Below are 24451 nucleotides of genomic sequence, written 5' to 3'. Positions count from 1 at the left end.
CCGTGCCGTTTGTCGCACAACCGTCACATTGAAGGCGTAGCGTGTTAATCTAGTGTTAACCGTTGCGGCAGCTGCCGTTCACGGTAGGGAACCCCAGATAAATGTCCAGTCAGCCGCCCGCAAGGCTGCTTGGATGCGCTTTTTTTCCGCCATCGCCAACTCGCATCGAGGCTACCGAAAAATGACCCACCCACTCCGGATGTCCAAGCTTACCCTTGGTCTCGTGGCTGCACTCGCCGCCGCCCCCGCCTTCGCCCAGAGCACCTCCGCCGGTGTCGGCGGCCAGGTCGTGTCCGCTGCAGGCCAGCCTGTCGCCGGTGCTGAAGTAACCATCACCCACACCGAGTCGGGCACCGTTTCGCGTGCCACCACCGATGCGTCGGGTCGTTACAACGCGCGCGGTCTGCGCGTGGGTGGTCCGTACACCATCACCATCAACAAGCCGGGTGAAGGCACCAAGACTGAAGAAGGTGTCTACCTGAACCTGAACCAGGTCAACACCGTCAACGCCAACCTGGCGGGCGACGTGGCTGCCACCAATCTGGACGCCGTCAATGTCGTCGCCACCGGTGGCGGCCTGGACATCTTCAGCGCCACCAAGATGGGTACCGGCAGCAACGTTACCCGCGAAACGATGGACGCCCTGCCGTCGGCCAACCGCAACATCCAGGACTACGTCCGTCTGGACCCGCGCATCTCGCAGGTCAGCAAGGCTGACGGCGCGATCTCGGCCGGTGGCCAGAACACCCGTTACAACGCCATCCGCATCGACGGCATCAGCGCCTCCGATCCGTTCGGCCTGGGCTCCAACAACCTGCCGACCGAGCGTCAGCCGGTGTCGATGGACGCCATCCAGGAAATCAACATCGACCTGGCCAACTACGACACGACCATCGCCGGCGGTACCGGTGCGGTGATCAACGCCGTGACCAAGTCGGGTACCAATGAATTCCACGGCACCGTCTACGGTTCCTACCGCGACAAGGACATGGTCCGCTCGCGCCTGGAAGGTGACAAGCAGGACTTCAACGGCTTCGAGGACGAGAAGACCTACGGCATGACCTTCGGCGGCCCGATCGTCAAGGACAAGCTGTTCTTCTTCACCAACTATGAAAAGTACGAGCGTTCGGCCGCCGGCATCAGCCTGAGCGACACCCCGATCGGCCGTGGCACCATCACCCAGCAGCAGATCAGCGATGTCCAGAACTATCTGGGCAAGCTGGGCTATGACCCGGGCAGCCTGTCGGCACCGAACAGCAAGACCGAGATCGAAGAGTACGCGGTCAAGCTGGACTGGAACATCAACGAGAACCACCGTGCGGCCCTGCGCTACAACAAGATGGAGCAGAACGTCGTTCGCTTCCCGCAGGTCAGCAGCAGCGCCATCTCGCTGAGCAACTTCTGGTACCAGCAGCCGACCCAGTACGAAACCTGGATGGGTGAACTGTTCAGCGACTGGTCGGACAACTTCTCGACCGAATTCAAGGTCTCGCATAAGGATTACTCGGCCAACCGCGTTCCGCTGGTCGACATGCCGCAGATCCGCATCAAGTCGGGCAATGATTCGCTGTACGTGGGTACCGAGCAGAACACCCACGTCAACATCGTCGAGTCGAAGGAACTGAGCGCCTTTGGTGCCGGTACCTGGTACGTCGGTGACCACACCGTCAAGTTCGGCTTCGATTACTCGAAGAACGACCTGATGAACTTCTACGGCCGTAACCTCAACGGCGTGTACGAGTTCAACAGCGTCAACGATTTCCTGAACGGCAACGCCTCGCGCTACCAGCTGCGTACCCCGCGTGCCGATGGCACCCGTGCGGACATCCCGGCTGACTTCACCCTGAAGAACACCGGCGTGTTCGTGCAGGATACCTGGGCGATCAACTACAACCTGAGCCTGATGTTCGGCGTCCGCGTCGACATGCCTGACTTCAGCACCCAGCGCCTGTACAACCCGCGCATCGAGCAGCTGTACGGCTTCAACAACACCAAGCTGGTCGACAAGAACCTGGTGCAGCCGCGTGTCGGCTTCAACTACACCTTCGACAGCGAGCGTCCGACCCAGCTGCGCGGCGGCGTGGGCCTGTTCGGCGGCGCTGCCCCGAACGTGTGGCTGGCAGGTGCCTACCAGAACACCGGCCTGAACTACATCGAGTACGACGAGCGCAGCATTCCGGCCGGTGCCTTCACCCCGGACGGCAGCAACCCGTACATCCCGGCCGGTGGCCCGGCTTCGGCCCGTCAGAACGTGGACATCATCGCGCCGGGCACCCGCCTGCCGTCGGTGTGGAAGGCCAACCTGGCCTTCGACCATGAGCTGCCGTGGTACGGCATCGTGGCGTCGGCCGAACTGCTGCTGACCAAGGTCAAGGACGGCATCTACTTCGACCGCCTGGACGTCGGCGCGCCGACCACGGTCGGCCCGGATGGTCGTGCGATCTACTGGAACGCCGCTGGTCGCAACCCGAACAACGGCCGCATGAGCAATGGCCAGAACCTGGGCATCACCACCGGTACGGGCAGTGCGGTTGACCGCGCCAACCGTCCGAGCGACATGGGCGATGTGCTGGTCCTGCGCAACACCGACAAGGGTCGTGGCAGCCAGGCAACCTTCTCGCTGGCCAAGCCGCTGACCGAGAACTGGGGCTGGTCGCTGGGTTACACCTACACCCAGTCCAAGGAAGTCAGCCCGCTGTCCAGCTCGCAGAACACCTCGAACTGGAACAACACGCTGATCTTCAACGCCAACGAGAATGTTGATTACAACTCTCGCTACGCGATCAAGGACCGCATCACCGGCACCCTGGAGTGGAAGCACAACTTCTTCGGTGACAACGCTACCCGCGTCGGCCTGTTCTACGAAGGTCGCTCGGGCCGTCCGTACAGCTACATCTTCTACAACGATGCCAACGGCGACGGTGCAGCCACCAACGACCTGTTCTACGTGCCGAGCGGCCCGGGTGACGTGCTGTTCGGCAAGGTGATCGGTGGTCGCTTCGTGCAGGATGCCGCCATGGAGAAGAGCTTCTTCGACTGGCTGGCGAAGAACCCGGAACTGGATGCCTATCGTGGCAGCGTGGTCCCGGCCAACCAGCACCGCGCCAAGTGGATCAACTCCTTCGACGTCCGCATCAGCCAGGAATTCCCGGGCTTCGTGAAGAGCCACAAGGGTGAGATCGCGCTGGACATCATGAATGTCGGCAACCTGATCAACAAGAAGTGGGGCCTGATCGACGATTACGGCTTCTACTCGACCCGCCGCGTTGCCAACTACGGCGGTATCGATCCGGCCACCGGCAAGTACGTGTACTCGTTCACCGGTGCAACGGACAACGCGCAGATCCAGGAAAACAACAACGACAAGGGCAACACCGGCGTGTCGCGCTGGTCGATGCAGCTGACCCTGAAGTACAAGTTCTGATCCTTCAGCGCTTGAAGCGGTAAAAGGAAACGGCCGGGGAAACCCGGCCGTTTTCCGTTCAGGCGAAAGTCCTTGCAGGTGTGCGGGCAGGGGCGTAGCATCCCGACACGTGCGCGGTGCAACGGCCGCCGAAGCGGACCCGGAATGGCGAACGCGGGCGGCACACATCCAACGGTCGGGCTTCCCGGCCGTTTTGCTTTTTAAGGGGGCGGCAGTACAGTCGGAAACCTTGAAGGAAGCGAAAAGTTGGATATGACGACGAACGAAAAAGCAGCCCGCGCGCTGCCGGTGCAGGATGCGCGGATCTACCCGCGCGGTGGTCTGGATGTGCTGTCGCGGGCCGAGGTCGCGCGCCTGCGTGACGCGTCCGGTGGTGGCATGCACGAGCTGCTGCGCCGCTGCGCGCTGGCCGTGCTGACCAGTGGCAGTGCTTCGGACGATCCGCGCGCCGCGCGTGATCTCTACCCCGATTTCGACATCCAGGTGGCGCAGCAGGACCGTGGCGTGCGCATCGACCTGGTCAATGCCCCGGCGATGGCCTTCGTCGATGGCGAGATCATCCGCGGCGTGGCCGAGCTGCTGTTCGCGGTGGTCCGCGACCTGGCCTACATGGCCATCGAAATGGGCCCGGCCTACGCTGCCGAGCTGGAGTCCTCCGAAGGCATCACCAACGCGGTGTTCGGCCTGCTGCGCAATGCGCGCATCCTCAACCCGGGCGACCCGAACCTGGTGGTCTGCTGGGGCGGCCACTCGATCGGCCGCGACGAATACCTGTACACCAAGCAGGTCGGTTACGAGCTGGGCCTGCGTGGCCTGGACATCTGCACCGGCTGCGGCCCGGGCGCGATGAAGGGCCCGATGAAGGGCGCCACCATTGCCCATGCCAAGCAGCGCAGGACGGTCACCCGCTACATCGGCCTGACCGAGCCGGGCATCATCGCCGCCGAGTCGCCGAACCCGATCGTCAACCACCTGGTGATCATGCCGGACATCGAGAAGCGCCTGGAGGCCTTCGTCCGCATCGGCCACGGCATCATCGTGTTCGCCGGTGGCGTCGGTACCGCCGAAGAGATCCTGTACCTGCTCGGCATCCTGCTGCGCGAGGAGAACAAGGACCTGCCGTTCCCGCTGATCCTGACCGGCCCGACCGTGGCCGCGCCGTACTTCGAGCAGATCGACCGCTTCATCCGCCTGACCCTGGGCGATGCCGCCGCCGAGCGCTACGAGATCATCATCGGTGACCCGGTGGCGGTGGCCCGCAAGATGGCCAGTGGCATCAAGCAGGTGCGCGAGCATCGCCTGGCGCAGAAGGATTCGTTCTTCTTCAACTGGTCCATCGAGATCCCGTGGGAGTACCAGCAGCCCTTCGTGCCGACCCATAAGGCGATGGCCGCGCTGGACCTGCACCACGGGCGTGCGCCGCACGCGTTGGCGGCCGACCTGCGCCGGGCGTTCTCCGGCATCGTCGCCGGCAACGTGAAGGAAGACGGCATGCGCCGCATCGAAGAGTTCGGGCCGTTCCAGATCCACGGCGACGCCGACATGATGCAGGCCCTGGATGCCCTGCTGCGCGCCTTCGTCGAGCAGCGCCGGATGAAGATCTCCGGCGAATACCAGCCCTGCTACCAGGTGCTGGCCTGACCGGCCGGGGCGGCCTGACCGGCCGCCCCAGGGTCGGATCCCCAGCGGGGCTCCGACCCCTTTCCTGGCTTGCCAGCCGGGCAGGGCGTGTCAACCCTTTGACGCCCGTCGCCCCGTTCTGACCGTTCATCCTGCCGCCGCTTGCCGGCGGCAGCCGGGTGCGCCATCGTGGCCACCAACACGCTGGGGAGCGTCCAATGTCACTGCGCCGGTCCAACGGCTTCACGCTGGTCGAGTTGATGGTCACCATTGCGGTGGTCGCCCTCTTGGCTGTCATTGCGTTTCCAAATTTCCAGGGCACGATCCGCTCCAACCGGATCGCCATGGCCGGCAACGAGGTCACCGGCCTGCTGTCGTTGGCCCGCAGCGAGGCGGTGCGCAACAAGCGCGGCGGCGGCGTCTGTGGCAGTGCCAGCGGTACCAGCTGCGATGGCGCCTGGTCCTCAGGCATGTTGGCCTGGGCCGATGTGAACGGTGACGGCAACATGGGCGCCGGCGAGGCCGTGCTGCGCTTCGTCGCCATCACCCCGGATTCGGTGGCCGCCACCGGCCCGGCGGCAGTGGTGGCCTTCGACAACCGCGGGCGCCGCCGCGCGGCCGCCACCCAGGAAATCGTCATCCAGCCGGTCAAGTGCGGTTCCGACGCACTGCGCCGTACGCTGACCGTGAACGCGGCCGGCCAGATCACCTCCACCAAGGCCGCCTGCAAATGAGCCGTCGTCTTCCTTCCTTTCCGCAGCGGCAGACCGGCTTCAGCCTGCTCGAAGTGCTGATCGCCATGCTGGTGCTGGCCTTCGGGCTGCTGGGCTTCGCCCTGCTGCAGACCATGAACGTACGCTTCGTGCAGAGCTCCAATTACCGCACGCAGGCCACCAACCTGGCCTACGACCTGCTGGACCAGATGCGCAGCAACCGCTTCCAGGCGGGCTGGTACAGCAACGCCTCGTTCGCCGCCAATTCGATCAAGTCCAGCTCCTGCACCCGCGTGCTGGGTGCCGACCAGGGCGTGGCCAGCAACATCACCCGCTGGCAGTGCCAAGTGGTGCAGGCGCTGGGCGAGGGCGCCAGCGCCACCGTGCAGAACGCCAATGGGCGGGTGACCGTGGGCATCACCTGGGGTGACCAGCGCTGGGACCCGCAGAGTCCCAATGCGCAGACCACCTTCACCCTGGTAACGCAGCTGTGAGCGCGCGTCTTTCTTCCCGCCGCCAGGCCGCCGGCCTGTCGCTGATCGAAATGATGGTGGCCCTGGTCATCGGCGTGATGCTGATGCTGGGCGTCGTGCAGGTATTCATGGCCTCGCGCACGGCCTCGCGTCTGGCCGAAGGCAGTGCGCGCGCGCAGGAGAACGGGCGCTTCGCGCTGGAGTTCCTGCAGCGCGATATCCGCATGGCCGGCCATTTCGGCTGCGTGAACGACCAGGCCCATTTTGTCCGTGGCGAAGGCGATCCGACCATCGATACCGGTGCGGCCACCGGCTCCGGGCACCCGCTGGATTTCAGTGTCAGCATCCAGGCCTATGAGGCGCCCAGCACCGGCCCAGGCACCAACCTGACCCTGGGCGGGACCTGGGAGGCACCGACCGGGCTGCCTGCCTCGATCAGCGCGCTCAAGCCGCGCGGCGGCAGTGACATCCTGGTGCTGCGTTACCTCGCCGCCGAAGGCGTGCCGGTCCTTGCGCTGGCGCCGAGTGCGAACAGCGTGGTCGGCTTCGATGCCACGGCCGGCGCGCGCCTGCTGGAAGGCGGCGTGGCCGCACCCAACCTGTTCGGCGTGGCTGACTGCAGCCACGCCAACGTATTCCGCGGCGCCTATGCCGCTGGCAAGGTGACCGCCAACGGATCGCTGCTGGACCGCTACACGGTGCAGCCGACCGGGCAGACCATGATCTACCGCGCCGAATCGGTCGTGTACTTCGTGGGGACCTCCGGGACCACCGGCGAGCCGGCACTGATGCGTGCCCGTTCCGATGGGGCCAACGGCTACAGCGCGGCCGAGGAACTGGTGGAAGGCATCGAGAACATGCAGTTGCTGTTCGGCCTGGATGCCACCCCGGCCATCACCACCACCACACCGCCCAGCGGCAACATCACCACCGTGGCCACGGCCAGTGGCGTGTCCACCGATGCAACCGCCGCCGGCGCCGCGCAGTGGCGCCGTGTCGGCCAGGTGCAGGTCGGCATCCTGGCCCGCAGCCCGCAATCCGCGCAGGCCGAGTCACCGGCCGATGCAATCAATTACCCGCGTGCGTTGGGTGTGGGCTTCGCACCCGCGGCGAAGTCGGACGGGCGCTCGCGCATGGCCTACGAATCGACCATCGCCCTGCGCAACCGCCTCTTCGGAAACTGATGCCATGAACACCCGAGTCCGTATGCGTCCCATGCCGCGCAGCCAACGTGGCGCGGTGCTGTACGTCGCACTGGTCATGCTGATCCTGCTGGCGCTGCTTGGCATTGCCGGCATGCAGGTGGCCGGCATGCAGGAAAAGATGGCATCCAACTACCGCGCCACCAATGTCGCGTTCCAGAACGCCGAAGGCGTGGCGCGCCGCAGCGAAAATGCGGTGGAGAGCATCGCCAACCGCACGTCGGTGGCCGCGGATGCACCGCTGGCGGCCACCGACATCCAGGACAACTGTGACGTCGCCTTCGATCCGGTGGCCTGGGGCCGCGCTCGCGCGCTGACCACCACCCAGGCGGTCAACGTGCGCCGCATCGATTCCTGTGTGATCGGTGCGGGTTCGCTGTCGATGGGCAAGCCGCTGGATCCGGTCACCCCGATCTACCAGATCACCACTTTCGCCACCGATACGCCGACGGACTCCTCGTCCACCGCGTCGGTCGATACCATCTTCAAGCTCTGAGGCCGCCGGCATGTCCCGTCGAACTTCCCGGATCATCGCCGCGTCCGCACTCGCCGTGCTTGGCGTGGGCGGCTACTTCGCCTACAACCTGCTGGCTGCACAGGGGCAGGGCGATCTGGCGCAGGCGCCGCTGAACAACACCACCTCCATCCAGCCGGCCTTCATCATGGCGGTGGACGATTCGAACTCGATGACCTTCGAGCGCATCTTCCGTGGTGGTGACGGCCGCATGCAGTGGAACGGCAGCAGTTTCTTCAGCTCCGCCGGCGTCTTCTACAACGTCGGCGACGCTTGTGGCAACAATTCCACCGACTGCTACCTGTACCTGTTCCCGCACTCGAATTTCAACACGTCCTATTCGCCCGGGCGCGCCATCCCGCCGATCGATGCGTTCGGTTTCGCCCGCTCGCCCACCTACAACGCTGGTTACTACAACCCGGCGGTGACCTACGAGCCGTGGAGCCTGCCGCAGCGCGACCTGCTGGGCCAGACGCTGTGGCCGGTCGCGCTGTTCGGCGCGGCGCGTGTCGATCCGCGTGACCCGATCACCTACGGCAATGATTTCAGCACCGGCTTCAATACGGTCTACGACCTGTCCTACCGCCAGGTCAACGGCGAGGCCTTCCAGTTCCTCAACGGCATGACCATTCCGTCCGGTACCCGCTACCGGTCCAATGGGCGTACCTGCAATACCACCAACAACAACGGCCTGCCCAGCTCGGGCAATGCCTGGACCAATCTCAGCAGCGATGTGACCGTGCGTGTCGACTGCACCGTGCAGATCGCCTACGTGCCGGCCACGTTCTACCTGCCGGCCGATGCGGCTGCGCCGGAAGGCTACCTCACCGCCGAGGCCAACCGCCCGCTGATTCCCAATGCCTGCGGCCCGGGCTGCGACATGCGGCGCTATCAGATCCTGCTGGAAAACTACGGCACCAACCTGGTCGCGCTGGGCAAGGCCCAGCAGAACTTCGCCAACTGGTTCCAGTACCACCGCAACCGCATCCTGTCGATGGTCGGTTCGTCCACGCACGCCATGGTCGGCGTCGAGAACATGCGCGTGGGCTACTTCACCATCAACAACCGCCAGAACGTGACGATGTATGACGTCACCTCGCAGCGGCCGGACCTGTTCGGGCAGATCTACCGGCTCAAGCCCAATGGCGGTACGCCCAACCGCCAGGCCGTGGCCTTCCTTGGCGAACAGTTCCGCCGTACCGACGATGGCGCGCCGGTCATCCGCGCCTGCCAGAAGAACGGCGGCATGCTGTTCACCGACGGCTACACCAACGTCAACAACTCGGCCTCCGGCTACGGCAACGCCGATGCGGCCGGCGGCACCCACTTCCCGGGCGCACCGTTCGCCGATGGCTACAGCAACACCATCGCCGACATCGCCGCGTCCTACTACGCAGGCTCGTTCACCCCGCTGCGCGGCGGCGCCAGCTTCCCGGCCGGCCTGGTGCCGGTGCCCGAGCAGTGCAAGACGCTGGATTCGTCCACGCCCGCCTGGAAGCGGCTGGACTGCCAGACCAACCTGCACATGAACTTCTATGGCGTGACGCTGGGTGCGCAGGGCCTGATCTACGAGGTCAACCAGGCCGCCACTGCCGATCCCTACACCAATGCACCGAACTGGAACGGCAACGGCGATCCGCTCAGCGACGACGACGGCCGCGTGATCGACGAACTGTGGCACGCCGCCATCAACAGCCGTGGCGAGTTCATCAATGCCAAGACCCCGTCCGATGTGACCGACGCAATGCGCCGCGTGCTGTCGGCCGTGGGTGCCGGTTCCTCGCCGTCGGGCACCTTTGCCCTCAGCGGTGCACGCATCGGCGCCGGCTCGCTGACCGTGGCGCCCATGTACGACGTGCAGAACAACGGCACCGACTGGTACAGCCGCCTGACCGCCAGCAGCGTCTCGCTCAATACCGCGCGCGAAGCGCAGTACACCCGCATGTGGGAAGCCAGTGAGCAGATGCCGGCCGCGGCCGCGCGCAATGTGTATTTCAATGACGGCACCTCGGTGCGCAAGTTCGGCACCAACACGATCAGCCTGGCCGGCCTGTGCAACCTGCCCAGGTCGCTCTACCCCTCGCAGTCGATCTGCAGCGAGGCCAACCTGACCGCACTGGGTGCCACTGCTGCCAGTGCCGCCAACTACCTGCTGGGCGATACCTCGGGGGAAGTGCGCAACAGCGGCAAGCTGCGCGACCGCACCACCGTGCTCGGCGACATCGTCAACTCCACCCCGGTGATCAGTGCGCCGGTGGATGATTTCGGCTACCGCGCCCTGGGCGGCACGCTGGCGTCCAGCTATGTGACCTACCTCAACAGCAAGCGCGCCAACAACCGTTACATGGTCTATGCCGGCGCCAACGACGGCATGCTGCATGCGTTCGATGGCGGCATGAATGCGAACGGCAGCGTCGGTGGCAATGGCGGCCGCGAGCTGTTCGGCTACATCCCGGCCACCTCGTACGGGCACATGGGCAACCTGCTGCTGCCGTATGACCCGAGCAAGAAGAACGCGCAGCCGTTCGTCCACAAGTACTTCGTCGATGGCCCGCTGACGGTGGGTGACACGTTCTATGGCTCGGCCTGGCACACCACCCTGGTGGGCAGTACCGGTGCCGGTGGCCGTGGCGTCTTCGCGCTGGATGTAACCACGCCGGGCAGCTTCGCCGACGGCAACCGCCTGTGGGAAATCAACGACCTGAGCGGTGACGACACCGTGCGCGCGAACATCGGCCACGTGCTGGGCAAGCCGGTGATCGTGCCGGTGCGTGCGGCCGATGGCACCGTCACCTGGAAGGCGATCTTCGGCAACGGCTACGCCAGTGCCAGCGGCAAGGCGGTGCTGTTCGTGGTGGATCTCAACACCGGCACCACGCCGACGATCCGCATGATCGAAGCCACTGAAAGCAATTCCACGATCGCCGGCCGTAATGGCCTGGGCAACATCGTGGTGCTTGACCGCGTCAACAACCTGGTCACCGATCCGGTAACCGGCGGCCCGGCCCGCGTGCGTGATGGTTATGCCGATACGGTCTATGCCGCCGACCTGAAGGGTGCGGTCTGGAAGTTCGACCTGCTGGCCAGTGGCAATACGATCAGCGTGCCCGTGTTCACCACCGGTACCTTCGTGCAGAGCGGCCAGACCTACCGCCAGCCGATCACCGGTGGCCTGCAGGTCGCGTCCGGCGAGCGTGGCGGCGTCCTGGTGGTGTTCGGCACCGGCAGCTTCTCGTTCAACGATGACACCCAGCCGATTTCCTACACGCAGATCCAGAGCCTGTATGGCTTCAACGACGTGGTCAACGGCGCGGTCACCACGACCTTGACCCGTGCCAACCTGACCCCGAACACCGTGGTGACCAGCGGCACCAGCCGCAGCCTGCAGACAGGCGTGGCACCTGCCGGGTCCATCGGTTGGTATGTGGATCTGCCTGCGGGCGAGCGTGCGGTGGGTTATCCGGAACTGGCATCGGGCATCATGTTCATTCCGACCTATGCACCGCAGGAAATCACCAGCGGTTGCAGCACCACCGGTTCCAACTGGCTGTTCGGCCTGAACCCGCGCAACGGCGTGGCCGCATTGTCCGGTGCGCGTTCCGGCTCGCCGACCGGCCCGTCCATCGCCGGCGGCACTGCAGCGGTCAGCCTGACCACGCAGGGCACCTCGCCGGTGAAGGATGTCGGTGTGTCGGTCATTCCGCGCCTGCAGCCGCCGACCAATCCGGGCGATGGCACCGGCGTGCCGACCGCGCCGACCGGGCCGGGCTGCTGGATGGTGGTCAATGTTGCCGGCGCGCAGCCGCTGTATGTTCCGTACCCTTGTGGCCGCCAGTCCTGGCGCCAGATCCAGTAATGGAGGATCCCGTGAAGTCATTGAGTGATGCCCGCCCGATGCTGCCCCGCCCGACGCTGTTGGCGCGCGCACGCGGTTTTACCCTCATCGAGCTGATGATCGTGGTGGCGGTTATTGCCATCCTGGGGACCATCGCCTATCCGTCCTACGTCGATCAGGTGCGCAAGTCGCGCAGGGCGCAGGCCAAGGCCGATCTGGTCGAGTACGCGCAGATGGCCGAGCGCTCGCATACCACCAACAACACCTACGCCAACTTCCGCTTCAGCAATGGCGGGACGTCCATCCAGTCGCCGCGCGAAGGTGGTACGGCGTACTACACCGTCAGCATCCAGGCGGCGCAGGGCACGTTCACGCTGACGGCCGCGCCGCAGGGCACGCAGGTCAAGGACAAGTGCGGAACCCTGACCGTCAACCAGGCCAACGTGAAGACGCCCAGTGCGTCTTCGGCGGCGGGATGCTGGTGATCAGCCGGGCAGGGTGTTGCATCTTCGTGAAGCAGCTACTAGAATGCGCCTCCCCGCCCGAATAGCTCAGCCGGTTAGAGCACTTGACTGTTAATCAGGGGGTCGTTGGTTCGAGTCCAACTTCGGGCGCCAGATCCTGCAGAAGCCGCGAGAAATCGCGGCTTCTGCGTTTCTGCGTCCCGTATTTCCGCTCAGCACGGCGTGTCCTCCGGCGTACGCAGCGAGCGCACGCGCCCGCTGTTGCTGACGATGATTTCCGCCTGGCGCATGCCGCTCTGGCATACGCGTATGCGCGCGTTGCTGCCGGCGCTGCGCCCGTTCGCGCGGTAGGTGATGCGCGGGCGGCCGTCGCTGCCCACCGCGCTCAATGAGCGGTGGCTGTCCAGGGCGCGGTGCAGGACCGGTGGGCCCTTGAAGTCGCCGCTGCCGGCCGCAGATTCAGCCAGCAGCATCCAGCCCTGAGCCCAATCCTGTCCGCAGAGCTGTCCGTCTCCGGTGGGGCAGATCACGATCGTCCGCCGCTGGTCCAGGGCCGTGCTGCGCGCCACGTGCAGGGCGCCATGCAGCTGCATGCGCAGCTGATCGGTGCGCAGGCGGCCGAGCAGGGCGCTGAACGGGGTATGGGCGATGCTGGCCAGCACGGCAAGCACCAGCAGGACCACCATCAGTTCGGCCAGCGCATGGCCCGCTGCAGGTGTTCGATTCATCCGGTCGTCCAGCATGGGGCGGGCTATCAGCCTGGCCGGTGCTGGCAGGGCCAACCATCAGGACATCCCCTCTGTCTGGTTCAGGGGATGCTTCAACGGGCCGTCACCAAAGCGGCCGCTATACTCATTGTTCCCGGGACCTGGCAACACCATGAGCGACAGTTTTCAACTCGTCTCGCCGTATTCACCGGCCGGCGACCAGCCCAACGCCATCGCGAAGCTGACCAGCAATTTCGAAGCGGGCATCGCCAAGCAGACCCTGCTGGGCGTGACCGGCTCGGGCAAGACCTACACCATCGCCAACGTCATCCAGAACGTGCAGAAGCCGACGCTGATCATGGCGCCGAACAAGACACTGGCCGCGCAGCTGTACGGTGAATTCAAGGCGTTCTTCCCGCACAACGCGGTGGAGTACTTCGTCAGCTATTACGATTACTACCAGCCGGAAGCCTACGTGCCGTCGTCGGACACCTTCATCGAGAAGGACAGTTCGATCAACGAGCACATCGAGCAGATGCGGCTGGCCGCGACCAAGACCCTGCTGTCGCGCCCGGATGCGATCGTGGTGGCCACGGTGTCGGCCATCTATGGCCTGGGCGCGCCGGAAGACTACCTGTCGCTGCGCCTGATCCTGTCCAAGGGCGAGCGCATCGACCAGCGCGACCTGATCAACCACCTGACCCAGCTGCAGTACACGCGCAACGAATACGAGCTGCAGCGCGGCACGTTCCGCGTGCGCGGTGAAGTGATCGACGTGTTCCCGGCCGAATCGGACAGCGAAGCGCTGCGCATCGAGCTGTTCGATGGCGAGGTCGAAAAGATCACGATGTTCGACCCGCTCACGGGCGAGACGATGCGCAACATGCAGCGCTTCACCGTCTACCCCAAGACCCACTATGCGACCACCCGCGAGCGCGTGCTGGCGGCGGTGGAAACCATCAAGGTGGAGCTGAAGGAGCGCCTGGAGCAGCTGTATGCGCAGAACAAGCTGGTCGAGGCGCAGCGCCTGGCCCAGCGCACCCACTACGACATCGAGATGATGGCCGAGGTGGGCTTCTGCAACGGCATCGAGAACTACTCACGGCACCTCACCGGCAAGAACGCCGGCGAGCCGCCGCCGACGCTGTTCGACTACCTGCCGCCCGACGCGCTGCTGGTCATCGACGAATCGCACGTGACCATTCCGCAGATCGGCGCCATGTTCAAGGGTGACCGCTCGCGCAAGGAGACCCTGGTCGAGTTCGGCTTCCGCCTGCCGTCGGCACTGGACAACCGCCCGCTGCGCTTCGAGGAATGGGAAGCGCGCTGCCCGCGCGCGATCTACGTGTCGGCCACGCCGGGCCCGTACGAGTACCGCGAGGCCGGTGATGAAATCACCGAGCTGGTGGTGCGCCCGACCGGCCTGATCGATCCGGTGGTGGAGATCCGCCCGGTCGGTACCCAGGTCGACGACCTGATGAGCGAGGCCAACGAACGGATCAAGGCCGGCGACCGCGTCCTGGTCACCACGCTGACCAAGCGCATGGCCGAGAACCTGACCGAGTACCTGACCGAGCATGGCATCCGCGTGCGCTACCTGCATTCGGACGTGGACACGGTGGAGCGCGTGGAGATCATCCGCGACCTGCGCCTGGGCAAGTTCGATGTGCTGGTGGGCATCAACCTGCTGCGCGAAGGCCTGGACATGCCCGAGGTGTCGCTGGTGGCGATCCTGGATGCCGACAAGGAGGGCTTCCTGCGCTCCACCGGTTCGCTGATCCAGACCATCGGCCGCGCCGCCCGCAATGTGCGCGGCAAGGCCATCCTGTATGCGGACAAGATCACCCGCTCGATGCAGGCGGCGATCGACGAGACCGACCGCCGCCGCGCCAAGCAGGTCGAGTACAACGAAGAGCACGGCATCGTGCCGCGTTCGGTGGCCCGGCCGATCGTGGACGTACTGGAAGGCGCCCGTTCGGAGGCCGCCGAGAAGGAGGCCCGCAAGGGCAAGGGGAAGGGCAAGGGCAAGTCGGGGGTGGCCGAGGATGCGGCCGATTACCGCTCGCTGGGCCCGGCCCAGCTGGCTGCCCGGCTCAAGACGCTGGAGCAGCAGATGTACCAGCACGCCAAGGACCTGGAATTCGAGGATGCCGCGCGTGTGCGCGACCAGATCCGGCAGCTGAAGGAGGCCAGCCTGGGCTGAACACGGCAGCACAGCAATCTTCACAAAAGTGTTGCGCTTTCCCCCGGGCATCCGTAATATACGCGGCCTGCACCGACGCAATCGCGGACATGCAGAAGCAAAAACGGGCGGTTAGCTCAGCGGTAGAGCACTACCTTGACATGGTAGGGGTCACAGGTTCGAACCCTGTACCGCCCACCACGAAGTCCTCTCACAGGGGCTGTCGTGAACTGAAAAGCCCGGCCCTGGCGCCGGGTTTTTACGTAGCAGGGCCAGCTTTCGGGCGGCAAGAACAAGATGGGCGGTTAGCTCAGCGGTAGAGCACTACCTTGACATGGTAGGGGTCACAGGTTCGAACCCTGTACCGCCCACCACCTGGCTCCCGGCAATGCCGGTGCAGCGGTGGGAACAGGAAAGCCGGCCTTGGAGCCGGCTTTTTTGTTGCGCGTCTTTCCGTGCATGCCATTGGCTGGCCATGCGCAGGCGCACTCAGAACTGGATCATCCGGCACACCCGCACCGCTCGCTCGCTGCGCACCAGCCCCTTGTCCACACGGCATTGCCGCACGCGGTCTTCGGCCTTGTTGCGGCAATCCGGGCACAGGGCTGCAAGCCCGCCATCCTTTCCCTGCGCGGCCGTGCAGACACGCTGCACGTGTTCAGCGCGCGCCTGGCTGGCGCGCTCGGGCGCAACGGGCTCGCCCATTGCGTTGACGAAGCGATGGTCGGCAAATGGCTGCGGCTGCGCGCATTCCTGCCGGGTGCGGGATACGTACGCGGCTTCAAGCTGCCGCCGCAGCTGCGCGCCTTCGCGGACACAGCCGGCGTCCAGCACGCGCGATGCAGGGGGGGACATCTGCGGGTGTACATGGACCGGGCGCGATTGTTTTTCGCTGCCGAACGGGCAGCAGGCCGCGAGCAGCACGACGGCCAGCAACAGCACACTCCTGGCAACGATCCAGGTCTTCATGGCGCATCCTTTCGACAGGACGCCATGCTGTCATCGTCGCGGCCGGTGAGGATGAATCCCGGCTGGCGCTCAGTGGCTGGCAGGCGCGCCGAAGCTGATCCGGTGGCGAAGCTGCCAGCGGCCGTCCACCTTGTGCGACACGCGCAGTGCGTGCACTCCGCTGCCGCTGTCCTGCCCGCGTTCCCACTGCAGCAGGCTGTCCTGCCGCAGCAGCACCTGGGCCTGCATGCGGGCCACCGGCGCCAGCCCGGTTTGTGCCAGCCCGCTTTGAGCCGGCCCGCTTTGAATCGGCGAACCGGCATCGGTGGCGCCGGCATCCACGCCGGACAGCGCGGCGTGCAACAGCAGCAGGACAAGCATCGGCATGGCACGGTGCTCCGGAGAGGGGAGCCCAGCGTGGCACCGCCGTGGGGGCATCGAAACCGGTATGCGACGAAGCCGGGAAAAGCGTGCGCCAATCGCGCCCGGCGGGGATGAAACCGGGGGCCTGAACGCACCGGACCGCCCGATGGGGCGGTCCGGTCCAGTGGCCAGTGCGGGATGGCCACACCCTCCGCTGCAGGCCCTTGGCCGGGAAGCCAGGGGTTCGGGCGCTGCAGCGGGAGGGCTTTGATCAGGCGGCGGTGAAGCCGTGGTTGATCACATCGGGTCGCAGCAGGCTACCAGGCCCCACTTGCCGCCATTGCCATAGGTGCAGGACGGGTGTTCTTCGCAGCCCGGGGCCAGCCCGGTCTTGGGCGAGGTGGCGAAGGCCTGGCCAGCGCCCAGCGCCATTGCGGCAACCACGACGACGCTGGCGATGGAGGAGAGCAGCTTCTTCTTTCCGATCATGTGTATCTCCAAGATGTGGTGAGCAGCATGAGGTCCCCGCGTTCGGGGACGGGGTCGAAACAGAATCAGTTGGCGACGCAGCAGATGCGCGAGCCACCGGCGCGGCCGTTGCCGCCGAAGGTGCACCCGGGGGTATCCACGCAACCCGGTGCGAAGCCCTTCTTCACCGGCGAGGCGAAGGCCTGGGCAACACCGAACGACATGGCGGCGACAATGACGATGCCGGCGATGGACGAGAACAGCGTCTTCTTCCTGGTCATGCGTATCTCCTTCAGTGTGTTTGGCTTCCCGGGTCCAATGCGGCAGCAACGGCGCGGACGGTGTCCGCGTCGAGCTGGCCGACGTGTTTGTAGGCGACGCTGCCATCGGCAGCCAGCACCATCAGCATGGGGGTGAGCGTGGCGCGGTAGCGCTTGGCGACATCGCCTGCGCTGTCCACCGCCACCGGAAACCGCAGCGCGTGCGTGCCGGCATAGTCGGCAAGACGGTCATACGGCGGCAGGCCGACGCCAACAAGTTCGGCGGTTCCCCGCGCGGCGGCGATTTCCTGCAGCTGCGGCAACGAGGCCAGGCAGTAGCGGCAGGCACTGGAGAAGAAGTAGAGGATCTGCGGAACGGCGCGTGGGCCGCCGATATCCACCTGGGTCTGCTGTGTGGTGCGCAGGGTCAGCAGCTCGGGGCGGGTGCCCGGCGCCAGGCCATGTGCATCCAGCTGGCTCTGCCGCATCTGCACGGCCATCTGCTCGTTGATCTCTCGCAGCTGGCGGTTCTGCCAGGACAAGGCGATGACCAGGACCGCCAGCACCACGGCAACTACCGGGAACAGTGCACGCTTCAACATCGATCATCCTTGAACGCAGCGTTGGTATCGACCATACCGGAAACGACACTGGTGTTGTTAAGCTTTTGTTGCAGTCGACCTGTTGCTGTCCGTTTCCATCCGAAGGAGCCTCGCCATGAGTGACCACGCACCGGTGTCCCATCCCAATGCGCTGCTGGAACTGCTGTTCGGCGGCAACATGCTGCAGGGCACGTTCAAGGCCGTGGCGTGGGTTGCGCTGCTGTCGGCCGTGCTGGCCTGGACCACGTACCGCTGAAAACGGGCGCCGCGCTCAGGCGGCGGCGAAGGCCTGGCGCAGGCTGTGCAGGGTGGCCTGGCGGTGCGCCTTGGCGCAGGGTTCGTCCATTTCCAGTTCCTGCAGGCGCAGGCCGACCAGGGTCATCGACAGGGCATAGCCGCGCGCGGCATCGGCGGCGCGCGACAGGCCCAGGGCGCGTCGCGCCAGCGCATCGATATGGGCCAGGTCCGGCATCAATCCAAGATAGACGCGCTCGGCGCTGTCCAGGTCGGGTGCATGCAGGATCGCGTGCGCATCGGCGGTGGGGGAGACGGAGGCCATCGGGAGTGTCCTTGTCCTGTGCAGGGCGCTCGATCAGAACGAGCGCATCAGGGAAATGAAAGCCGAGGTCTGCGCGCCGCGACGCGCCATCGGGCTGTCCTTGACCGCATCACCGAACCACTGGTTGGCGACCACGCCGGTCGCACGCCACTTCGTGCCCAGCGGCGTGCTGACCGCGATCTGCAGGCTGGGCGAGGTGGCGCTGCCCGGCGTGTAGGCGGCAAGGCCCGAGCGCAGCGCTTCTTCGTCGCTGATGCCGTAGTAGTAATCGAGCAGGCGTGCGCTGGAATGCACCACGCCCACGCGCGGCACCCAGGTGAAACGGCCGGCCTGGATCGGGTAGCTGTAGTGCAGGCTGGATTCGAGGCCGCCGCCGTGCCCGCTCACTTCGCGCTTCACGCTGGCGGCCAGCGCGCCCCAGTCGCCGCTGTACTCGGCATTGACGCCGGCCATGGCCGACATCTGCCGGCTGTGCAGGCGGCGCAGCTGTGCATCGTTCACATCATCGGTCTTGAAGCGCAGCGTGTAGGGCGTGACCACGGCCGAAACGCGCAGCCCTTCGTCCTTGAACAGGTACATGCCCAGCGAGCCGGGGCTGGCGAAGAAGCGCTTGCCCTGCCATGCCAGTGCCGGCACCACCAGCGGTTTGTCATCGTAGTGCGCGTACGCACCGGTGGTCGCACCGACGGTGATGCCGGCCTGCACGCCCGGTGCCTGTTGTTCCTGGGCCTTGGCCAGCAGCGGCGTGGAGAGAACGACGGTGCACAGCAGGGGGCGCAGCAGGGCAGAAGGCAACGGGAGCATCGAAGGGTGCTTTGCAGGAGAACGCCAAGCATCCTGCACGGGCAACATTGTCGGAACATTGCGCTGCCGCAATGTTCGTCCCGGCGCATCATCTGCACGCGGCAGGCACTATGATCGGCACCGTTTCCGGTAGCCGAGTCCCGCATGCGCATCCTCCTGGTCGAAGACGATCCCGATCTGTCCCGTGCCCTGCAGTCCGGGCTGGAGCGGCAGGGCGTGGTCACCGACGTGGTCGGCAGCCTGGCCGAGGCGGCGCTGGCCCTGCGCGAGCCGGTGCACCAGCTGCTGCTGCTCGACCGCCAGCTGCCCGATGGCGACGGCGCCAGCTTCGTGGCCACCGCGCGCGGCCTGCGGCCGAACCTGGCGGTGATCATGCTGACCGCAAAGGGCACGCTGTCGGACAAGGTGGAAGGCCTGGATGTCGGTGCCGATGACTACCTGGTCAAGCCGGTGGCGATCGAAGAGCTGATGGCCCGCATCCGCGCGGTGTCGCGGCGGCCGTCGGCGATGGTCACGCCCAGCCTGCGCCTGGGCAATCTCGAATTCGATTTCGAATCGCTGCAGGCCCAGGTCGGCGGCCAGGCACTGGCCCTGCCGCGGCGGCAGGTGCTGGTGCTGCAGGCGCTGGCGATGCGGCAGGGGCGCACGGTTACCCGCAGTGCGCTGGAAGCGGCGGTGTATGGTTTTGACGATGAGATCCAGTCCAACGCACTGGATGCGCACATTTCCAAGCTGCGCAAGGCGCTGCAGCAGGCCGGCGCCGGCGTGGAGATCCACGTCATCCGCGGTGTCGGCTACCTGCTGGCGGAGGCCTGAGGTGGCCCGGCAGATCCGTTCGATCACCCTCGGCCTGGCCTGGCGCCTGTTCCTGGCGCAGGCCTTCACCGTGCTGTTCGCGGTGGTGGCGCTGATCCTCACCTGGGGCGACAAGGAATCCTGGGGCATGGACATGTTCACCGCCGAGGACGTGGCCAAGGCGGTGCACAGCCAGGGCGGGCGCCTGGTGCTGGACGAGCCGCGCTGGCAGGCGCTGGACGCCCGCGCAGGCGGCAACCTGTGGTTCGTCGCGGTCGATGACCGCGGCACGTGGCTGGAGCGCGGCAAGGTGCCGGCCATCCACGCGCCGCTGCTGGCGCGCCTGCCGGCACTGGGCGCGACCGAGGTCGGTTCGCTGGTGCCGCCCTACCTGGATGTGGCGCGGGTGATGATCCGCAACGAAGATGGCCGCCGCATCACGGTGATGGCCGGTGGTGCGCCCAAGGGCGGTCTGGTGGATGGCGCGTTGATGGTGCTGCGCCTGATCGGCCTGTGGTTCTTCCTGCCGCTGATCGTGGTCACGCTGCTGGTGATGCCCACCGTCATCCATCGCGCGATGCGCGGTGTGCGCCGGCTGGCGCAGCAGGCCAAGGAACTGGACATCGGCCAGCCGGGCGCGCGCCTGGACGAACAGCTGGTATCCACCGAGATCGCGCCGCTGGTGGGTGCCTTCAACGATGCCATCGACAAGGTGCAGCAAGGCTACGCCGCGCGCGACAAGTTCCTGGCCGATGCCGCGCATGAACTGCGCGTGCCGATCGCCGTCGTGCAGGCGCGCTTGTCGCAGCTGCCGCAGGGCGAACTGAAATCGCAGCTGCTGACCGACGTGGCCCGGCTGGGCAATGTTGCCGAACACCTGCTGGACCTGCAGCGCCTGGACCGCAACGTCACCGCGCTGCAGCGGCTGGACCTGGCCCACGTGGTGCGCGAGGCGGCGGCCGACCTGGCGCCGCTGGTGGTGGGCGCGGGCTATGGGTTCGAAGTGGATGCGCCGGATGCATCGGTGTGGATCCACGGCGACGGCCTGGCGCTGGGCCGGGTGCTGGCCAACCTGGTGCACAACGCCATCGTCCATGGCGGCGGGCGCGGCACCATCTGTGTGCGCCTGGATGCGCTGGGGCTGCTGGAAGTCAGCGACCAGGGCGCCGGCGTGCCGGTGGGGGACCGCGAAGCCATCTTCGAGCCCTTCCATCGCCTGCGCGCGGCCGGCAGCGGCAGCGGCCTGGGCCTGCACCTGGTCAAGGAAATCGTGCAGCACCACGGCGGGACGGTCAGCGTCGGCGAAGCCGTCGGCGGGGGCGCCAGCTTCCGGGTGAATTTCCATCGCGGCAGCGTGCGCCGCTGACATCACACCGGCCGCTGCGCTGACACCCGCGCGCGGCAAGGCCCGATAACCCTGCCAGTGCGCAGCGCGTCAGGCTGCGCGGATGGTTGCCGAACGATCCGCTCCACCGGCGCTGGGCCGTGGCTGTATCGCCGGCCTGGTGCTGGGCGCTCTGGCCTGCGTGCAGCTGCCGGTCCTGCTGCCGCTGTGGCTGTGCCTGCCGCTGTGCCTGGCAGGCGGCGCGGGCTGGACGCTGCGCTGGCGTGGCCGGGCCGTTGCCGCAGCGTTGTTCGGCCTGTCATGGGGGGCGCTGCATGGGCATTGGGCGCTGCAGGCGCAGCTGCCTGCCGGGCAGGCCGCGCAGGATGTGCGGGTCAGCGGCCGGGTGATCGACCTGCCGCAGCGTGGCCCCGGCTACACGCGCTTCGTGCTGCAGGTGGAGCAGGGCGGCGCGCTGCCCTCCCTGCACGGCAAGCGCCTGCAGGTCACCTGGAACGACGCGATGCGCGGGCCGACCCAGGTGCCGGTCGAGGGCGGGCGCCATGCCCTGCGCGCGGGATCGCAGTGGGAACTGGCGTTGCGCGTGCGTGCGCCGCGTTCGCGCATCAATCCCGGCGGCTTCGACGGCGAACGCCATGCGCTGCTGCGCGGCGTGGCCGGCAACGGCACCGTGCGCGACCCCGCCAGCGCACGTGAACTGCGGCCAGCGCACGGCCTGCCGGCCTGGCGGGAACGGACCAGTGCGGCCATCCAGACGCAGGTGGCGCATCCTGCCGCACGGTTCGTCCAGGCCCTGGCGCTGGGCGACACCCGCGGCCTGTCCGCCACCGACTGGGAGCACCTGCGCGCGCTGGGCCTGACCCATCTGGTAGCCATATCCGGGTTCCATGTGGGGGTGGTGGCCGGGTTCGGCGTGCTGTTGTGCCGCGTGTTGTGGTGGCTGTGCCCGCTGCTGGGCCGGGTCTGGCCGCGCCCGCAGGCCGCTGCGTGGGGCGCGGTGCTGGCCGCCACCGCCTATGCCGTGGCCGCCGGCGGCGCGCTGCCCACGGTGCGCGCGGCGCTGATGATCGGCGTGGTGGCCCTGGCGCGTGCCGGGCGGCGCCCGCTGGGCACGGGGCAGGGCCTGGCGCTGGCGGCGGCGGTGATGCTGCTGCCGGCGCCGCTGTCGGTGCTGGCGGCTGGCTTCTGGCTCAGCTTCGGCGGGGTGTTGTGGCTGATGTGGTGCCTGCCCTGGGCCGGGCCGGAAGGGGCCAGCGGCGGGGTGCGTGGTTTTCTCGCCGCACAGGGCGTGGCCAGCGTGGGCCTGCTGCCGCTGGCGGTCGCGCTGTTTGGCGGCACCGCGCGGGTGGGGCCGCTGGTGAACCTGCCGATCATCCCGTGGTGGACCCTGCTGGTGGTGCCGCTGGCGCTGCTCGGCACCGGCCTGCAGGTGCTGCACGACGGTGCCGGGCGTTGGCCGTGGCGCGCCGCGGCCTGGCTGTTCGATCTGAGCTGGCAGCTGCTGCAGCCGCTGGCGCTGCACCCGCAGGCCATGTGGTGGCTGGCCGAAGCCCCGGGCTGGGCGGTACCGGCGGCGCTGCTGGGCGTGTTCTGGTGGCTGCTGCCGCGTGGCGCCGGTGGAGGCCTGGCGGGCCTGCTGCTGTGCCTGCCGCTGCTGTGGCCGGCGCGTGCCGCGCCGGGCGAAGGTGAACTGGAACTGCTGGTGCACGATGTGGGGCAGGGCACGGCCGTGCTGCTGCGCACGGCCGGGCATGCGCTCTGGTACGACGTGGGGCCACCGACCGGTGGTGAAGGCAATGAGCGGATCCTCATCCCGGCCCTGCGTGCGCTGGGGCAGGCGGTGCCGCAGCAGGTGATGCTCAGCCACGACCACCTGGACCACACCGGCAGCCTGCCCAGCCTGCGCCGGCAGCTGCCGGGCCTGCAGCTGCTTGCGCCGCCGGGCAGCACCATCGCCGGCGCGCGTTCCTGCCAGCAGGGTCTGCGCTGGCACTGGGACGGGGTCGATTTCGAGGTCTTGCACCCGGCTGCGGGCAGCGCCGACGCCGGCAACGAGGACAGCTGCGTGCTGCGCGTCGCCAGCCGCCATGGGGTGGTGCTGCTGGCCGGCGATATCGGCCGCCCGGCCGAACAGGCGCTGCTGCAGGCCGCGCCCGCCGCGCTGAAGGCCGATGTGGTGCTGGTTCCGCACCACGGCAGCGGCGGCAGCTCCACCGCGCCCTGGGTCAGGGCCGTCGCCCCACGGCTGGCGCTGGTCTCGGCCGGGCACCAGAACCGCTTCGGCCACCCGAAACGTGACGTGGTCCAGCGCTGGAACGCTGCCGGGGCCGAAGTGCTGGCCACGGCCGAGTCCGGCGCGATCCGCGTATGGCTTGGCGCACAAGGCCTGCAGGTGCGTGAACAGCGTATCCATGCGGCCCGGTGGTGGGATGCCGCTGGGCGGGCGCGGTCGGCTGCTATCCTATCGCCGATCGAACAAGCGGCCGTTGGGCCGGAGGGTTGAAACGTGTGGGAACTGGTCAAGGCCGGTGGCTGGCCGATGGTGCCGCTGCTGCTGTTGGGTGTACTGGCTTTGGCGATTGTCCTGGAGCGTTTCTGGTCCCTGCGCCGCGCTGAGGTGCTGCCGCCTGGCCTGGGCCAGGAAGTGCGCAACTGGGCCGCACGCGGCAAGCTCGACCCTGCGCACCTGCAGACCCTGCGCGCCAACTCGCCGCTGGGCGCGCTGCTGGCCGCGGCGCTGGAAGCCCGCAACCGCCCGCGCGACCAGATCCGCGAGCGCATCGAGGACACCGGCCGCCACCTGGTCCACCGCATGGAGCGTTTCCTCAATGCGCTGGGCACCATCGCCTCGGCCGGCCCGCTGCTGGGCCTGCTGGGCACGGTCATCGGCATGATCCAGATGTTCCTGGGCATCCTCGACCATGGCGTGGGCGACGTGAACCAGCTGGCCGGCGGCATCGGCAAGGCGCTGGTGTGCACCGCCACCGGCATGATCGTGGCCATTCCCGCACTGATGTTCCACCGCTTCTTCAAGGGCCGCATCCACGGTTACGTGGTGGAAATGGAACAGGAAGCCAGCGCCCTGCTGGATACCCTGGACCAGCGTCCGGGGGTGATGAACCCGGCCCCGGCCGCGCGTGCCGCCGCCCCTGCCGCCACGGCCAAGGCCTGAT

The 24451-nt window shown here is 67.0% G+C and carries 22 protein-coding genes and 3 tRNA genes; 17 read left to right on the top strand and 8 right to left on the bottom strand.

All coding sequences use genetic code 11. The annotated features are described in order from the left end of the window. The first annotated feature begins 181 nt into the window (after positions 1 to 181). The 9 genes from ACM2ZB_RS07355 to ACM2ZB_RS07315 all read left to right on the top strand — a co-directional run bounded on the left by ACM2ZB_RS07355 (position 182) and on the right by ACM2ZB_RS07315 (position 12398). Entirely contained in the window at positions 182 to 3424 is a 3243-nt protein-coding gene (locus tag ACM2ZB_RS07355) for a carboxypeptidase regulatory-like domain-containing protein (protein ID WP_313438517.1), read from the top strand. Positions 3425 to 3676: 252 nt separating this feature from the next. Beyond that, positions 3677 to 5065, top strand: coding sequence for a nucleotide 5'-monophosphate nucleosidase PpnN (ppnN, locus tag ACM2ZB_RS07350; RefSeq protein ID WP_416058523.1), 1389 nt, complete (start codon positions 3677 to 3679; stop codon positions 5063 to 5065). A 197-nt stretch (positions 5066 to 5262) separates the two neighbouring features. Then, the gene (locus tag ACM2ZB_RS07345; protein WP_416057992.1) at positions 5263 to 5778 is read left to right on the top strand and encodes a GspH/FimT family pseudopilin; all 516 of its coding nucleotides are present in this window, start codon (positions 5263 to 5265) and stop codon (positions 5776 to 5778) included. Continuing rightward, a complete protein-coding gene (pilV, locus tag ACM2ZB_RS07340) occupies positions 5775 to 6251 on the top strand; it encodes a type IV pilus modification protein PilV (RefSeq protein WP_313438512.1) in 477 nt (158 codons plus the stop codon). Before ACM2ZB_RS07345 ends, pilV begins: the two co-directional genes overlap by 4 nt. Before the next feature lie 50 nt (positions 6252 to 6301). Beyond that, positions 6302 to 7414, top strand: a complete 1113-nt coding sequence (locus ACM2ZB_RS07335; protein ID WP_416058522.1) for a PilW family protein — start codon at positions 6302 to 6304, stop codon at positions 7412 to 7414. Between the two features lie 4 nt (positions 7415 to 7418). Next, entirely contained in the window at positions 7419 to 7928 is a 510-nt protein-coding gene (locus tag ACM2ZB_RS07330; RefSeq protein ID WP_313438507.1) for a PilX N-terminal domain-containing pilus assembly protein, read from the top strand. 10 nt (positions 7929 to 7938) lie between these two features. Further along, a complete protein-coding gene (locus ACM2ZB_RS07325) occupies positions 7939 to 11802 on the top strand; it encodes a pilus assembly protein (RefSeq protein ID WP_416057991.1) in 3864 nt (1287 codons plus the stop codon). 38 nt (positions 11803 to 11840) lie between these two features. Next, entirely contained in the window at positions 11841 to 12266 is a 426-nt protein-coding gene (locus ACM2ZB_RS07320) for a type IV pilin protein (protein WP_313438920.1), read from the top strand. A 55-nt stretch (positions 12267 to 12321) separates the two neighbouring features. After that, positions 12322 to 12398 (top strand) — tRNA-Asn (locus tag ACM2ZB_RS07315). A gap of 59 nt (positions 12399 to 12457) precedes the next feature. Here ACM2ZB_RS07315 and ACM2ZB_RS07310 read toward each other — a convergent pair. Beyond that, positions 12458 to 12973, bottom strand: a complete 516-nt coding sequence (locus ACM2ZB_RS07310) for a GspH/FimT family protein (RefSeq protein ID WP_416057990.1) — start codon at positions 12971 to 12973, stop codon at positions 12458 to 12460. A gap of 151 nt (positions 12974 to 13124) precedes the next feature. Between ACM2ZB_RS07310 and uvrB the strand changes: the two genes are divergently transcribed. The 3 genes from uvrB (at position 13125) to ACM2ZB_RS07295 (ending at position 15508) form a co-directional block, all read left to right on the top strand. Continuing rightward, complete coding sequence (uvrB, locus tag ACM2ZB_RS07305) at positions 13125 to 15155, top strand: excinuclease ABC subunit UvrB (RefSeq protein ID WP_416057989.1); 2031 nt, start codon at positions 13125 to 13127, stop codon at positions 15153 to 15155. 105 nt (positions 15156 to 15260) lie between these two features. Then, positions 15261 to 15335, top strand: a tRNA-Val gene (locus tag ACM2ZB_RS07300). 98 nt (positions 15336 to 15433) lie between these two features. After that, a tRNA-Val gene (locus ACM2ZB_RS07295) sits at positions 15434 to 15508 on the top strand. 115 nt (positions 15509 to 15623) lie between these two features. On the opposite strand, the gene ACM2ZB_RS07290 is transcribed toward ACM2ZB_RS07295, so the two are convergent. The 5 genes from ACM2ZB_RS07290 to ACM2ZB_RS07270 all read right to left on the bottom strand — a co-directional run bounded on the left by ACM2ZB_RS07290 (position 15624) and on the right by ACM2ZB_RS07270 (position 17775). Further along, entirely contained in the window at positions 15624 to 16103 is a 480-nt protein-coding gene (locus ACM2ZB_RS07290) for a hypothetical protein (RefSeq protein ID WP_416057988.1), read from the bottom strand. Positions 16104 to 16172: 69 nt separating this feature from the next. Next, positions 16173 to 16469: a hypothetical protein gene (locus ACM2ZB_RS07285; RefSeq protein ID WP_416057987.1), complete on the bottom strand. Its 297-nt coding sequence runs from the start codon at positions 16467 to 16469 to the stop codon at positions 16173 to 16175. A 273-nt stretch (positions 16470 to 16742) separates the two neighbouring features. Then, positions 16743 to 16934 carry a hypothetical protein gene (locus ACM2ZB_RS07280; protein WP_313438492.1) on the bottom strand — a complete coding sequence of 64 codons (192 nt, stop codon included), beginning with the start codon at positions 16932 to 16934 and terminating at the stop codon, positions 16743 to 16745. A gap of 65 nt (positions 16935 to 16999) precedes the next feature. After that, positions 17000 to 17194, bottom strand: a complete 195-nt coding sequence (locus tag ACM2ZB_RS07275; RefSeq protein WP_313438489.1) for a hypothetical protein — start codon at positions 17192 to 17194, stop codon at positions 17000 to 17002. 11 nt (positions 17195 to 17205) lie between these two features. Continuing rightward, positions 17206 to 17775 (bottom strand): peroxiredoxin family protein, encoded by a 570-nt coding sequence (locus ACM2ZB_RS07270; RefSeq protein ID WP_416057986.1) that lies wholly within the window; start codon positions 17773 to 17775, stop codon positions 17206 to 17208. Between the two features lie 115 nt (positions 17776 to 17890). Here ACM2ZB_RS07270 and ACM2ZB_RS07265 point away from each other — a divergent pair, with 115 nt between their 5' ends. Next, positions 17891 to 18031 (top strand): hypothetical protein, encoded by a 141-nt coding sequence (locus ACM2ZB_RS07265; RefSeq protein ID WP_313438484.1) that lies wholly within the window; start codon positions 17891 to 17893, stop codon positions 18029 to 18031. 15 nt (positions 18032 to 18046) lie between these two features. Here ACM2ZB_RS07265 and ACM2ZB_RS07260 read toward each other — a convergent pair whose 3' ends face one another. After that, positions 18047 to 18334 carry a hypothetical protein gene (locus ACM2ZB_RS07260; RefSeq protein WP_313438481.1) on the bottom strand — a complete coding sequence of 96 codons (288 nt, stop codon included), beginning with the start codon at positions 18332 to 18334 and terminating at the stop codon, positions 18047 to 18049. Positions 18335 to 18367: 33 nt separating this feature from the next. Then, positions 18368 to 19138, bottom strand: coding sequence for a MipA/OmpV family protein (locus ACM2ZB_RS07255; protein WP_416057985.1), 771 nt, complete (start codon positions 19136 to 19138; stop codon positions 18368 to 18370). A 144-nt stretch (positions 19139 to 19282) separates the two neighbouring features. Between ACM2ZB_RS07255 and ACM2ZB_RS07250 the strand changes: the two genes are divergently transcribed. The 4 genes from ACM2ZB_RS07250 (at position 19283) to ACM2ZB_RS07235 (ending at position 24450) form a co-directional block, all read left to right on the top strand. Further along, the gene (locus ACM2ZB_RS07250; protein WP_313438475.1) at positions 19283 to 19954 is read left to right on the top strand and encodes a response regulator transcription factor; all 672 of its coding nucleotides are present in this window, start codon (positions 19283 to 19285) and stop codon (positions 19952 to 19954) included. Between the two features lies 1 nt (position 19955). Continuing rightward, entirely contained in the window at positions 19956 to 21299 is a 1344-nt protein-coding gene (locus tag ACM2ZB_RS07245) for a sensor histidine kinase (protein WP_416057984.1), read from the top strand. Positions 21300 to 21381: 82 nt separating this feature from the next. Then, positions 21382 to 23781: a DNA internalization-related competence protein ComEC/Rec2 gene (locus ACM2ZB_RS07240; protein ID WP_416057983.1), complete on the top strand. Its 2400-nt coding sequence runs from the start codon at positions 21382 to 21384 to the stop codon at positions 23779 to 23781. Between the two features lie 3 nt (positions 23782 to 23784). Then, entirely contained in the window at positions 23785 to 24450 is a 666-nt protein-coding gene (locus ACM2ZB_RS07235; RefSeq protein ID WP_313438466.1) for a MotA/TolQ/ExbB proton channel family protein, read from the top strand. Position 24451: the final 1 nt, after the last annotated feature.

The organism is Stenotrophomonas maltophilia (assembly GCF_047782825.1).
GTDB lineage: Bacteria > Pseudomonadota > Gammaproteobacteria > Xanthomonadales > Xanthomonadaceae > Stenotrophomonas.
Note: the sequence above shows the minus strand (reverse complement) of the source record. Positions and strands in the feature narration are given on the sequence as shown.

What these genes read in the sequence shown, in the direction of transcription:
- ACM2ZB_RS07355 (WP_313438517.1), top strand. Translation starts at nt 182, where the DNA reads ATGACCCACCCACTCCGGATGTCCAAGCTTACCCTTGGTCTCGTGGCT.
- ppnN (WP_416058523.1), top strand. Translation starts at nt 3,677, where the DNA reads ATGACGACGAACGAAAAAGCAGCCCGCGCGCTGCCGGTGCAGGATGCG.
- ACM2ZB_RS07345 (WP_416057992.1), top strand. Translation starts at nt 5,263, where the DNA reads ATGTCACTGCGCCGGTCCAACGGCTTCACGCTGGTCGAGTTGATGGTC.
- pilV (WP_313438512.1), top strand. Translation starts at nt 5,775, where the DNA reads ATGAGCCGTCGTCTTCCTTCCTTTCCGCAGCGGCAGACCGGCTTCAGC.
- ACM2ZB_RS07335 (WP_416058522.1), top strand. Translation starts at nt 6,302, where the DNA reads ATGATGGTGGCCCTGGTCATCGGCGTGATGCTGATGCTGGGCGTCGTG.
- ACM2ZB_RS07330 (WP_313438507.1), top strand. Translation starts at nt 7,419, where the DNA reads ATGAACACCCGAGTCCGTATGCGTCCCATGCCGCGCAGCCAACGTGGC.
- ACM2ZB_RS07325 (WP_416057991.1), top strand. Translation starts at nt 7,939, where the DNA reads ATGTCCCGTCGAACTTCCCGGATCATCGCCGCGTCCGCACTCGCCGTG.
- ACM2ZB_RS07320 (WP_313438920.1), top strand. Translation starts at nt 11,841, where the DNA reads ATGCTGCCCCGCCCGACGCTGTTGGCGCGCGCACGCGGTTTTACCCTC.
- ACM2ZB_RS07310 (WP_416057990.1), bottom strand. Translation starts at nt 12,973, where the DNA reads ATGAATCGAACACCTGCAGCGGGCCATGCGCTGGCCGAACTGATGGTG.
- uvrB (WP_416057989.1), top strand. Translation starts at nt 13,125, where the DNA reads ATGAGCGACAGTTTTCAACTCGTCTCGCCGTATTCACCGGCCGGCGAC.
- ACM2ZB_RS07290 (WP_416057988.1), bottom strand. Translation starts at nt 16,103, where the DNA reads ATGAAGACCTGGATCGTTGCCAGGAGTGTGCTGTTGCTGGCCGTCGTG.
- ACM2ZB_RS07285 (WP_416057987.1), bottom strand. Translation starts at nt 16,469, where the DNA reads ATGCCGATGCTTGTCCTGCTGCTGTTGCACGCCGCGCTGTCCGGCGTG.
- ACM2ZB_RS07280 (WP_313438492.1), bottom strand. Translation starts at nt 16,934, where the DNA reads ATGATCGGAAAGAAGAAGCTGCTCTCCTCCATCGCCAGCGTCGTCGTG.
- ACM2ZB_RS07275 (WP_313438489.1), bottom strand. Translation starts at nt 17,194, where the DNA reads ATGACCAGGAAGAAGACGCTGTTCTCGTCCATCGCCGGCATCGTCATT.
- ACM2ZB_RS07270 (WP_416057986.1), bottom strand. Translation starts at nt 17,775, where the DNA reads ATGTTGAAGCGTGCACTGTTCCCGGTAGTTGCCGTGGTGCTGGCGGTC.
- ACM2ZB_RS07265 (WP_313438484.1), top strand. Translation starts at nt 17,891, where the DNA reads ATGAGTGACCACGCACCGGTGTCCCATCCCAATGCGCTGCTGGAACTG.
- ACM2ZB_RS07260 (WP_313438481.1), bottom strand. Translation starts at nt 18,334, where the DNA reads ATGGCCTCCGTCTCCCCCACCGCCGATGCGCACGCGATCCTGCATGCA.
- ACM2ZB_RS07255 (WP_416057985.1), bottom strand. Translation starts at nt 19,138, where the DNA reads ATGCTCCCGTTGCCTTCTGCCCTGCTGCGCCCCCTGCTGTGCACCGTC.
- ACM2ZB_RS07250 (WP_313438475.1), top strand. Translation starts at nt 19,283, where the DNA reads ATGCGCATCCTCCTGGTCGAAGACGATCCCGATCTGTCCCGTGCCCTG.
- ACM2ZB_RS07240 (WP_416057983.1), top strand. Translation starts at nt 21,382, where the DNA reads ATGGTTGCCGAACGATCCGCTCCACCGGCGCTGGGCCGTGGCTGTATC.